This window comes from Ligilactobacillus cholophilus (genome assembly GCF_030389495.1).
Classification (GTDB): Bacteria; Bacillota; Bacilli; order Lactobacillales; family Lactobacillaceae; genus Ligilactobacillus; species Ligilactobacillus cholophilus.
The window spans coordinates 537560-549638 of record NZ_CP127832.1 but is presented as its reverse complement, the minus strand read 5'-3'; the positions used below and the strand labels follow the sequence as shown (position 1 = coordinate 549638).

The window sequence follows — 12079 nt, the reverse complement described above, 5'->3', positions numbered from 1 at the left end:
AATTTATATATAATATATTTGTAATATAAATTACAATTTATATAGAGGAGATCAAACTATGGATTATTCAAAGAAAGAAAATTCTTTATTAAACAGAATTAATAAACGGATTATTAAATTAAATGCTGATTTGGAACGTATGGAAGATACTGAAAGTAAAGCAAAACATTTCATAGAACAAGAAAAAGCACTTCATGAAATTCGTAGTATTATTCGTGAAGAAAAAGCTGTTGATAAAACAAAAGAAAAAGCTGAAGAAGCAAGCGAAAAAGCCGTTGATAAATTAATCAAGGAACAAGATAAAGCTGTTACTCACATCGTCAAGAAAATTGATGATTTAGACAAAAACTTAGCTAACTTAGATGATGACGATTCTAAAGTAAAAAGTTATCTTGAACAAAAGAAAGTCGTTAAAGATATTAAAGACATTCTAAAAGAATTTGAATAAACAAAAAAACTATATGATTTTAAATCATATAGTTTTTTTATTAGATTTCATTTTTATCTTGAAGTGCCTTCTTTAAAACCTTCACTTTGCTTAAAGAAAAAGGACGTTGACAATTATTAACAAAATAAATTACTCTCAATTTATAATCAACTTTTTGAATATTTTGAAGATTAATTAATAGCGAACGTGATACTTTTAAAAATTTTGTTTGTTCTTCTAACTTATTTAAATTATTAAAAAACTCAAATTCTCCATTCTTTGTAATTAATTTAACTCGATGTGCCCTATCCGATGATTCAATTAAGATAATATCCTTAACTTCAAAATTTAATGTTTCAGAACCTATTTTAAAAGCAAGCGTTTTTGCACTTTCATCTTCTAATGCAGTTTGTTCCATTCTTTGATATGCTAATTTTAAATTTTGAAAAATTTCATCTCTCATTTGTTCGTACTCATCTTTAGTAATGAAACCTAAAGCTTCAACTTGACGTTTCAAAGTCAATGGTGCCATTTCAGTATGAGTTGTAACAAAAATAATTTTAGCCATTACATCATAATTACGAATCCATTGAGCTAAATCTATTCCATTAATATCAGAACTTAAATCAATATCTAGAAAATAGATCCCCTTCTGAATATCATTTTCTTCAATATAATTTTGAATGTCGTGTGGATTATTTGAACTATATTCTAATTTAAATTGATTTTCATGAAACAGTATATAATTTTGAATCGTTTCAGTAAGTTTATCTAATTGCTGAGGACTATCCTCACATAATATAATTGGATATCTCATCTTTAACTCCTCTTTATATAAATTTCAACCATATACATAATAACAACTATAAGTATTTTCAAAAATAAAATTAAAAGTAATTTAAAAATATTTTAGATTATTATACAAAAAATATGCTGGAACACACTTAAAATTAAGCATTCCAGCATATGAGATATAAATTATTCTACTGTTTTATTTACTTCAACCCATTGAACATTTCCTTGACTCTCAACATCTAGAACAAATGATCCATTAGAATAACGATCACTAAGTGGGTAATCTTCAGGATTAATTGTAATAATCTCATTATGATCCGTCATTATATGAATTTCATCATTTTCAGAAATAATTACTGCTGAAGCAACTCGATGCGGATTTCGTTTAAGTTCACGTAAAATTTGTACTCCACGTCTTGCTCTGGTAGTAAGCGGAATTTCATTTACCTTCATCCGTTTAAATGCACCACGATGAGTGATAATTCCAACAACAGATTCTTCGTTAACTAATTTCACTGCAGTTAAATAATCATCTCGTAAATCAATATTTTTTACACCTGCTGCTTTTGCACCAGATGTTGGAATATCTGATAAATTATAACGAAGACCATAACCACCATGTGTAATTGCTAAAACTTGTGTTAAATTATCTTCAATAAATTCAACTGTTATAACTTCGTCAGTTGCTGTTTTTAGTTTAATATATTGGCTTGCACGTGATTTATACATACGTCCTGGTTTTAATGCAGATAGTTCTGTCTGTTTAATTAATCCCTCTTTAGTTGCAAAAATAAATTTTCCAACTTGATCTAATGAATTTAGGATTTTAACTTTCAAAACAATTTCGTCCGCATCTAAACCAACTGTTTGTGATAAATGTTCACCAGTATCTTTCCAACGCATTTCTGAAATTTCATGAACTGGACGATAGATTAGATTTCCTTTATTGGTAAACATAAATATATGATTTAAAGTATTTACTTTACCTTGGAAAACAATTTGGTCTTCATCACGCAATCCATTATCTGTTTCACCGGATGCATTAAATGAACGAATAGATGATCTTTTAACATATCCATGTCGTGAAATTAATACCATTACATCTTCTTGTGCAACAGTAACTTTAGTATCAATTTTTAATTCAGAAATTTCATCTTGAATCTTTGTTCTTCGTTCAGTCTTATATTTACTTTCAACTTGTTTTAGTTCTTTTTTAATAACTGCATCCAATTTTTGAGGATCATTTAAAATATTTTGGAAAGTTTCAATTTGCTTCTTTAATTCTGCTGCTTCACTCTCTAATGCAGTTACATCAGTATTTGTTAATCGGTAGAGTTGCAAAGAAACAATTGCTTCGGCTTGTTTTTCAGTAAAATCAAACTTTTTAATCAAATTTTCCTTGGCATCTTTTTTATTTTCAGAATGACGGATTTCATAAATTACATCATCTAAAATTGATAATGCCTTTATCAACCCATCAACAATGTGTTTTCTGCTTAATGCTTTATCTAAATCAAATTTAGTTCTCTTACTTGTAACTTCGCGTTGATGTTCAATATATGCTGATAGAATTTGTTTTAACCCAACATGTTCAGGACGCTTATTATTAATTGCAACCATGTTAAAGTTATAGAAAATTTGCAAATCGGTATTTTTAAATAAGTAATTTAAAATTCCTTGAGCTTCTGCATTACGTTTTAATTCGATTACAATTCGAAGTCCTTCACGGTCGCTTTCATCACGAACTTCCGCAATTCCCTCTACTTTCTTCATAATACGAATCTCATCAATCTTCTTAACTAAAATTGACTTGTTTACTTCATATGGAATTTCGGTAACAATAATTTGTTGTTTGCCACCTTTAATATGTTCTATTTCTGTCTTAGAACGTAAAACAACTCTTCCACGACCTGTTTTATAAGCTTTTTTGATTCCATCAATTCCCTGTACAATTCCTCGAGTTGGAAAATCAGGACCTTTTACAAATTGCATTAAATCATCCAAAGTTGCATCAGGATGATCCATTAAATAAATTGTTGCCTGAATTGTCTCTGATAAATTATGAGTTGGAATTTCAGTAGCATACCCAGCTGAAATTCCGGTTGCACCATTAACTAACAAATTAGGAAAACGCGCAGGCAAAACAGTAGGTTCATATTGTGTATCATCAAAGTTCAATACCATTTCAACAGTATCTTTATTGATATCTTTTAACATTTCGGATGCAATTTCTGACAATCTTGCTTCAGTATAACGCATAGCAGCAGCAGGATCTCCATCCATTGATCCATTATTACCATTCATTTCAATTAATGGTTCACGTAATTTCCAATCTTGACTTAAACGTACTAAAGCTTCATAAATTGAAGAATCACCATGAGGGTGCAAATTACCCATAACATTCCCAACTGATTTAGCTGATTTTCGAAAAGCTTTATCAAATGTGTTACCGTCCTCATTCATTGCAAATAGAATTCTACGTTGAACCGGTTTTAGTCCATCTCGAATATCCGGTAAAGCACGTTCTTGAATAATATATTTGGAGTATCTACCAAATCTTTCACCCATTACAGCTTCAAGTGAAAGTTCTTGAATATTACTTGTGGTCATTTTAATTCTCCTTATTAAAGTTAAACAAAAAAATCATATCTAATTGTTGTTAAAACAACGTTTCTTCTTCATATCTTTTTAAATCTTCATCATTGATTGATCCGTGTGCTCCCTCAGCTGCAACTGTATCCAACAAACTTCCATCTTCTTCAAGTGAAAACTTAACATTTTTTTCAATCCATTTTCGACGAGGTTCAACTTTATCACCCATTAATGTTGTTACACGCTTTTCAGCAACTGCATCATCGTCAATTTTTACACGAACCAAAGTTCTTGTTTCCGGATTCATTGTTGTTTCCCAAAGCTGGTCAGCATTCATTTCACCTAAACCTTTAAACCGTTGTAAAGTATAACCCTTACCAAACTTTTTAGTTTCTTTTTCTAATTCAGCTTCAGTCCATGCATATGACACTTTAAGTTTTTTGTTTACTTTCTTTTGTACTTTATACAATGGTGGTAATGCAATATATACTCGACCAGCATTAATTAATGGTCTCATATATTTGTAAAAGAATGTTAAAAGTAATGTCTGAATGTGAGCACCATCAGTATCCGCATCAGTCATAATAATAACTTTATCATAGTTAGCATCTTCAATTTTAAAATCGACACCAACTCCGGCACCAATTGTGTAAATCATTGTATTAATTTCTTCATTCTTCATAATATCTTGCAATTTAGCTTTTTCAGTATTTAGTACTTTTCCACGTAATGGAAGAATTGCTTGAAATTTACGATCACGACCTTGTTTTGCAGAACCACCAGCAGAATCTCCTTCGACTAAGAAAAGTTCATTTTTGCGAGCATTTTTAGATTGTGCTGGAGTTAACTTACCTGAAAGTAATTGATCTTTCTTTCTACGTTTTTTACCATTACGACTTTCATCACGAGCTTTTCTTGCTGCTTCTCGTGCATCGCGAGCTTTCATTGCTTTGCGAACTAAATCTTGAGCAAATTCACCATTTTCCATTAAATAATATTGCAATTGTTCACTTACAACACTATCAACAATTGAACGTGCTTCAGGTGTCCCTAATTTTCCTTTAGTTTGACCTTCAAATTGAAGAAGTTCTTCGGGAATTCGAACAGAAACGATTGCCGCTAATCCTTCCCGTACATCATTTCCATCTAAATTCTTGGAACGCTCTTTTAAAAGTCCAACTTTACGCCCATATTCATTAAAAGCTTTTGTCCAAGCAGTTTTCATTCCTGCTTCATGAGTTCCACCATCTTTAGTACGAACATTATTAACAAATGACATTATCGTTTCTGAATATCCATCATTATATTGGGCAGCAACTTCTACTTCAACACCATTTTTACTGCCTTCAAAATACATTACATCACCTAATGTATCTTTATCTTCATTTAAATATGAAACAAATTCTTTAATTCCTTCTTCAAAGTGGAAAATATCTTGTTCGCCACCATCTCGTTCATCTGTTAAGGTAATTTTAACTCCCTTAAGCAAGAAGGCTGATTCTCTTAAACGCTCTGCAAGTGTATCATATTTAAAGTGTGTAGTTGAAAAAATCTTAGGATCCGGCTTAAAGGTTACTGTAGTACCACTTCTTTTAGTTGTTTTACCGATTTTACGTAGTGTGCCAACTGGTTGCCCACCATTAATAAAATCTTCTTCATATTCAATCCCATCACGAACTGTATTAACTGTTAATTTTTCTGATAAAGCATTAACTACAGATGCACCAACACCATGTAATCCACCAGAAGTCTTATACTCACCCTGGCCAAATTTACCACCAGCATGTAACACTGTAAATATTACTTCAACAGTTGGGATCCCCATTTCATGCATTCCGACTGGCATTCCACGACCATAATCCGCAACTGTTATTGATTCATCTGGATGAATTGTTACATCGATCTCTTTTCCATATCCAGATAATGCTTCATCCACTGCATTATCAACTATTTCATATACTAAATGATGTAAACCACGTGAATCAGTTGATCCAATATACATACCAGGACGTTTACGAACAGCTTCAAGTCCCTTTAATACTTGAATTGAATCATCACCATAATTATTCTGTGCCATTGTGTTGTAACCTTTCTACTAATAATAATTTCATTAGTTATCGTTATTTAATAATATATCGAACTACAAAGTCTTTTTCAAATTTTGAAACATACGTTCTAGAATTATATCACATCTAAATAAATTCTACGAATAAAATATAATTGAAGACATATTAAATAAGTGATAAAATTTTAAAAGAGTTTTGATAAGGAGGTCTACTTTCATGAGTTGGAAAATTCCTGTCATGTTAGTTATTGGATATCTTTTAGGTTCAATTCCTTCTGGCGTATTAATCGGCAAAATCTTTTATGGAAAAGATATTCGAAAATTCGGTAGTGGAAATATGGGTACTACCAATACATTTCGTGTTTTAGGTAAAAAAGCCGGAATTATTGTTCTTTTAATGGATTCATTAAAAGGAACATTAGCTGCATTGTTACCTTACTTTTTCCATTCAAATGCAAATCCACTTTTAATTGCTCTTTCAGCAATTTTTGGTCATGTATTTCCTATTTTTGCAGGCTTTAAAGGTGGAAAAGCTGTTGCTACGAGTGCTGGTGCATTATTAGTTTATAATTGGAAGTTCTTTTTGCTTGCATGGCTTATTTTCATTATAACTATTTTCATTACAAGTATGGTTAGCATGGGAAGTATGGTTGGTTTTGTTGTAGTAACAATTGTAGCATTTTTCTTCCATGATCCCGTTTTAATCGGTGTATCATTTGGTCTTACTATCTTTGTATTTATTCGTCATTGGAAAAACATTGAACGTATTAAAAATGGTAAAGAAAATATGGTACCTTTTGGTATTGTATACTGGCTAAAACAACGTAAAAAAAATAACTAATTAAAAAGCGACTGAATATTCAGTCGCTTTTTTAATATCCATATTTAAAAAATAGAGATTTCATAATTAGCTTTAAAAATTTCATGTGGTGCAAGTTGATTGCTTGCAAATTTATGTTTAAAGTCTAAATCACTATCTGTAGTATCTGCTAATCCCCACCATGGTTCCAAACAAACAAACTGACCTTCTTTTGGATAGCATGACCATACTCCCAAATACTTCGCATCTGAGACAGCTAGTACCACTCCATGATCTGAATTATTATCTGTTAATTCTACAGTTGTAGGTTCTTCTCCTAAATCTAGGATAATTGCATCATCTTTAAAAAGATCATGACTTACTGCTAATTCAGATGTTCTTTCTTCTTTCAAATGATTTATATCTGCATAAGAACCTTTTAATGGAATAATATTTCGATTAGCTTTTGGCGTTAATTTTACTGTATAATCGTCATAAAATTTATCCGAATTCATTGGCACCTTAAATGCGGGATGCCCACCTATACCAAACCAAATTTCTTCTTCACTAGGATTCTCAACCTCATATGAAACTCTTAAGCTTTCTCCATTTAATTCAAAAATTAATCTTAAAATAAAATCATAAGGGTACATTTTTTTCGTTTCTTTTGAAGAGTGTAATTCAAGCACTACATAGTTTTCTTTTGAATTTACTATTTCAAAATCCATATCTCTAGCAAAACCATGTTGACTCATATGATATTCTTGTCCATCAACAAAATATGTATCATCTTTTAAGCGCCCTACAATTGGGAAAAGTACAGGCGCATGCCGTCCCCAATATTTGCTATCAGCACTCCACATATATTCTTGACCAGTTTTTTTATCAATAAAGCTAACAAGTTCTGCTCCATGTTCATTAATTGTTGCACTAGCTTCTTGACTTTGAATCGTTATTGCCATATTTACACTTCCTTAATTCATATTAGAGAATATAACGTGATAAGTCTTTGTTGGCTGCAATTGATCCAATTTTATCCTCAACATATGCTTCAGTAATTGTAATTTCACCCATTTGCATATCAGGACCTTCAAAAAGTAAATCTTCTAATAATTTTTCTAAAATAGTGTGTAAACGTCTTGCACCAATATTTTCATTTTCATGATTTACTTTGTATGCAATTTCTGCAATTTTTTCAATTGCTTCCATTGTAAATGTAACTTCAATATTATCTGTTCCAATCATTGCAATATATTGCTTAATTAAAGCATTTTTTGGTTCAGTTAAAATCTTAACAAAATCATCTTTTTTCAATTCATCTAATTCTACACGAATTGGGAAACGACCTTGTAATTCAGCGATTAAATCACTTGGTTTACTTTCTGCAAAAGCACCAGAACCAATAAATAAAATATGATCGGTGTTTACCATGCCATATTTTGTTTTAATTTGTGATCCTTCAACAATTGGTAAAATATCACGTTGTACACCTTCACGTGAAACTTGACCATTACCACTGCTTTGTTTTCCATTTGATGCAATTTTATCAATTTCATCAATAAAAATAATACCTGAGTTTTCAGCACGCTTTATCGCTGCAACCGCAATATCTTCTGATTCAACTAATTTTTCTGATTCTTCTCTGATAAATACTTCCCGCGCTTCTTTTACAGGTAATGTTCTCTTGACTTTGCGCTTAGGCATCATTGAACTTAAATCGCTTAAATCTAAGCCCATTTGTTCAAGCATTCCTGATTCATTACTTAATTGTTGCTTTGGATCATCCATTTCAATTGTAATTTCTTCATTTTCCAAGAATCCATTTTCAAGCTTTTCTTTGATGCTCATACGCTTATTGCGTGTTTCATCATCAACTGGTTCTTCTTGAGCTGGATTTTGCATTTCAGATAATGCACCTTGTTGGATATCCTGCATTAATTTCATAAAATCAAATTGATTATTAACATTATTATTCTTGTCTTTTTTCTTTTGTACAGGAACTAATACCTTTACTAAACGTTCATTTGCACGTTGAACTGCTTGTGAACGTACTCGTGCGTACATTTCTTTTTGTTCCATATTATATGAAACTTCCACTAAATCACGTACCATTGATTCCACGTCACGACCTACATATCCAACTTCAGTAAATTTAGTTGCTTCCACTTTAACAAATGGTGCATTTACTATTTTGGCTAGTCGACGAGCAATTTCAGTTTTACCAACACCTGTAGGTCCAATCATCAATAGGTTTTTAGGCTTAATTTCTTCTTGCATATCTTTATTTAATTGCATCCGACGATAACGGTTACGTAATGCAATTGCAACAGATTTTTTTGCTTTATTTTGCCCAATAATATATTTATCTAATTCCTCTACAATTTGACGAGGTGTTTTTTCATTGTTATTCATTCTAGTTCCTCTATTCTTCAGGTTCTTCCACAATAATATTATGGTTTGTGAAAATATCAATATCTGCGGCAATATCTAATGCAGCATGTGCAATTTCAGCTGCAGACATTTCTGGAGCATACTTAGTCATTGCAACTGCTGCTGCTTGAGCAAAATTACCACCAGAACCAATTGCAAGCACATCATCATCTGGTTCAATAACTTCACCACCACCTGAAACAATTAATAAATTATCTTTATCACTGACAATTAACATTGCTTCCAATTTTTGAAGTGTTTGATCTGAACGCCATTCTTGAGCTAATTCAACAGCTGCACGTTTTAAATCGTTAAATTCATTTAGTTTCTTTTCAAAACGTTCTTCTAAATTAATTGCATCAGCAACACCGCCTGCAAATCCTACAGCAACTTTATTATCATAAATACGGCGAACTTTACGTGCTTGTCCCTTAGCAATTACTTTTTCTCCTAATGTAACTTGTCCATCCCCAGCAACTGCTGTTTTTCCATTATGTTTAACTGCACAAATTGTTGTCATATTTTTCCTCCTAGATTTTAAAATCTAAATCTTTATATGGTTATTTTCTAACTTTGGTCAGTATTAGTCAACATTTCAATTTGTTAACCTTCATTCGTATTTTATCAAAAACCATTTTAAAATGCGATTAAAAAATATATTTAATCCATCATGCGTTGATTAGAAATGTAAATTATACTATTTTTAAATATTATCATTAGTTACTTGTAAATACTATGTTTTTTTATAAAAAAATACAACTTTACTTTTATTTGTAAAGTTGTATTTCACAATTATTTTTCAATTGGTTCTTCGTAGTCACCATTTGGACAAATAACTTGACGACCTTTTCGACTCTTTTTATAAACTAAATAGTGTCCATCTTTAGGACAATTACGTCCTACCGGCATGTCCCATGAAACAAAGTCACAATCAGGATAATTTGAGCATCCATAGAAAATGCGATTTTTCTTTGACTTTCTTTCTAAAATTTGTCCTTTATGACATTTTGGACATTGAACTCCAATTTCCTTTGTAATAGCTTTAGTATTACGACATTCAGGGAAACGACTACATGCATAAAATTTACCATATCGTCCCATCTTGATTACCATTGGTGCTCCACAAATTTCACAATTAAATCCAGCTGGTTCATCCTTTATCTTCACTTTTTCGATTTTCTCGGATGCTGCATTTAATTCTTTTTCAAAAGGTTTATAGAATTGATCAACGACTTTTACCCATTGACGCTTTCCTTCTTCAATGTCATCTAATTGATCTTCTAAATCCGCTGTGAAATCAATATTTAAAATATCTGGGAAACACTCTTTAATCATTTCATTAACAATTTGTCCTAATTCAGTAGGTTCAAATTTTCGTGCAACCAATTTTACGTAATATCTTTTTTGAATAGTATTCAATGTTGGTGCGTATGTTGATGGTCTTCCTACACCATTACTTTCAAGCGTTCTAATTAATGTAGCTTCAGTATATCTAGCAGGTGGTAATGTAAAATGTTGATTTGGTTGATTATTAACCATATTTACTTGATCACCAGTACTTAATTCTGGCAATTTATTATCTTTTTTAGCATTATCTTGATAAACCTTAGTAAAACCTGCAAATTTTAATTGAGAACCATTTGCACGGTAGTTAACTCCATTTTGAGATAAATCAACCCTAACTGTGTCATAAACTGCAGGTGTCATCTGACTTGCTACAAATCGAGACCAAATTAAAGAGTATAATTTCATTTGATCTGGTGTTAAATATTTTTTCAAAGAAGCTGGAGTTCGTAATACTGACGATGGTCGAATTGCTTCGTGAGCATCCTGAGCACCTTCTGGAAGTTTACCAGTTCTTGGTTTAATTGCTGCATATTCAGCACCATACTCATCATGAATATACTTTGATGCCTCATGTTTTGCAAGTGCAGAAATACGTGTTGAATCAGTACGCATATATGTAATTAAACCAACCGCTCCGCCTTTACCAATATTAACACCTTCATATAGTTGCTGTGCAACCATCATTGTTTTTGAAGTCTTAAATTTCAAACTATTATTTGCAACTTGTTGCATCGTAGAAGTTGTAAAAGGTAATGGTGGCTGACGTTTTCGTGCTTTCTTTACAACATTGTCAACATCAAAAGGTTTATTCTTATCGATTTGCGATACAATTTTTTGAACATCATCATTGTTGTTTAATTTTAATTTTTTGCCATTCTTACCATAAAATTCAGCATTAAATTTAGTTCGTCCCTTTTTAAATTGGGCATCAATAGTCCAATATTCTTCAGGAACAAATTTTTTAATTTCTTCTTCACGTTTAATAATCAAATTCAATGCGATTGATTGAACACGACCAGCAGATAAACCTTTCTTTATTTTTGCCCATAAAATTGGTGAAATGGAATATCCGACTAAACGATCGAGTACGCGTCGTGCTTGTTGTGCATCAACCAAATCCATATTGATTGAACGTGGATTTTTAAATGCATTTTTTACTGTATCTTTTGTAATTTCATTAAATACAACACGATTTTTATCATTCGCATCAAGTCCAAGTAAATAAGAAAGATGCCATGCAATTGCTTCTCCTTCACGATCGGGGTCAGATGCAAGATATACATGGTTTGCTTTTTTAGCTTCTTTTCTTAATTCTTTTATAACATCGCCTTTTCCACGAATTGAAATATAGTGTGGTTCATATTCATTTTCAATATCAATTCCCATTTTACTTTTAGGCAAATCACGAATATGGCCTAGACTTGCCATAACTTTATATCGTGAACCCAAATACTTTTGAATTGTTTTTGCCTTTGATGGGGATTCAACAATCACTAAATTTTTCTTTACTTTTCTCGTGGTTTTCTTTTTTGTTTTTTTACCTGTTGAAGCTTTTTTTGTTGCAGGCATTCAACCACTCCTTAATAATCAAAATAAATCTTTAAAATCGCTTTTCATGTTAGGA

General features: G+C 31.5%; 9 protein-coding genes. 2 read left to right on the top strand and 7 right to left on the bottom strand.

What is annotated here, in order from left to right; genetic code table 11:
• Positions 1-58 precede the first annotated feature (58 nt).
• Entirely contained in the window at positions 59-448 is a 390-nt protein-coding gene (locus QPK35_RS02925; RefSeq protein WP_290033976.1) for a hypothetical protein, read from the top strand.
• Positions 449-488: 40 nt separating this feature from the next.
• On the opposite strand, the gene QPK35_RS02920 is transcribed toward QPK35_RS02925, so the two are convergent.
• From QPK35_RS02920 to parE, 3 genes are all read right to left on the bottom strand, one after another.
• Entirely contained in the window at positions 489-1244 is a 756-nt protein-coding gene (locus tag QPK35_RS02920; RefSeq protein ID WP_290033975.1) for a LytR/AlgR family response regulator transcription factor, read from the bottom strand.
• Between the two features lie 161 nt (positions 1245-1405).
• Positions 1406-3832, bottom strand: coding sequence for a DNA topoisomerase IV subunit A (parC, locus tag QPK35_RS02915; protein WP_290033974.1), 2427 nt, complete (start codon positions 3830-3832; stop codon positions 1406-1408).
• Positions 3833-3881: 49 nt separating this feature from the next.
• Positions 3882-5891, bottom strand: a complete 2010-nt coding sequence (gene parE / locus QPK35_RS02910) for a DNA topoisomerase IV subunit B (RefSeq protein WP_290033973.1) — start codon at positions 5889-5891, stop codon at positions 3882-3884.
• Positions 5892-6096: 205 nt separating this feature from the next.
• Between parE and plsY the strand changes: the two genes are divergently transcribed.
• Positions 6097-6720, top strand: a complete 624-nt coding sequence (gene plsY, locus QPK35_RS02905; protein WP_290033972.1) for a glycerol-3-phosphate 1-O-acyltransferase PlsY — start codon at positions 6097-6099, stop codon at positions 6718-6720.
• Positions 6721-6764: 44 nt separating this feature from the next.
• Here plsY and QPK35_RS02900 read toward each other — a convergent pair whose 3' ends face one another.
• The 4 genes from QPK35_RS02900 to topA all read right to left on the bottom strand — a co-directional run bounded on the left by QPK35_RS02900 (position 6765) and on the right by topA (position 12024).
• Positions 6765-7640: an aldose 1-epimerase family protein gene (locus tag QPK35_RS02900; protein WP_290033971.1), complete on the bottom strand. Its 876-nt coding sequence runs from the start codon at positions 7638-7640 to the stop codon at positions 6765-6767.
• Positions 7641-7662: 22 nt separating this feature from the next.
• Positions 7663-9090, bottom strand: coding sequence for an ATP-dependent protease ATPase subunit HslU (gene hslU, locus QPK35_RS02895; RefSeq protein ID WP_290033970.1), 1428 nt, complete (start codon positions 9088-9090; stop codon positions 7663-7665).
• Positions 9091-9100: 10 nt separating this feature from the next.
• Positions 9101-9628, bottom strand: coding sequence for an HslVU peptidase proteolytic subunit (hslV, locus tag QPK35_RS02890; protein ID WP_290033969.1), 528 nt, complete (start codon positions 9626-9628; stop codon positions 9101-9103).
• A 272-nt stretch (positions 9629-9900) separates the two neighbouring features.
• Complete coding sequence (gene topA, locus QPK35_RS02885) at positions 9901-12024, bottom strand: type I DNA topoisomerase (RefSeq protein ID WP_290033968.1); 2124 nt, start codon at positions 12022-12024, stop codon at positions 9901-9903.
• Between the last annotated feature and the right edge of the window lie 55 nt (positions 12025-12079).

Excerpts from the sequence above, each read along its gene's own strand:
- QPK35_RS02900 (WP_290033971.1), bottom strand. The coding sequence starts at position 7,640 with ATGGCAATAACGATTCAAAGTCAAGAAGCTAGTGCAACAATTAATGAA.
- parC (WP_290033974.1), bottom strand. The coding sequence starts at position 3,832 with ATGACCACAAGTAATATTCAAGAACTTTCACTTGAAGCTGTAATGGGT.
- hslU (WP_290033970.1), bottom strand. The coding sequence starts at position 9,090 with ATGAATAACAATGAAAAAACACCTCGTCAAATTGTAGAGGAATTAGAT.
- plsY (WP_290033972.1), top strand. The coding sequence starts at position 6,097 with ATGAGTTGGAAAATTCCTGTCATGTTAGTTATTGGATATCTTTTAGGT.
- QPK35_RS02920 (WP_290033975.1), bottom strand. The coding sequence starts at position 1,244 with ATGAGATATCCAATTATATTATGTGAGGATAGTCCTCAGCAATTAGAT.
- hslV (WP_290033969.1), bottom strand. The coding sequence starts at position 9,628 with ATGACAACAATTTGTGCAGTTAAACATAATGGAAAAACAGCAGTTGCT.
- QPK35_RS02925 (WP_290033976.1), top strand. The coding sequence starts at position 59 with ATGGATTATTCAAAGAAAGAAAATTCTTTATTAAACAGAATTAATAAA.
- topA (WP_290033968.1), bottom strand. The coding sequence starts at position 12,024 with ATGCCTGCAACAAAAAAAGCTTCAACAGGTAAAAAAACAAAAAAGAAA.
- parE (WP_290033973.1), bottom strand. The coding sequence starts at position 5,891 with ATGGCACAGAATAATTATGGTGATGATTCAATTCAAGTATTAAAGGGA.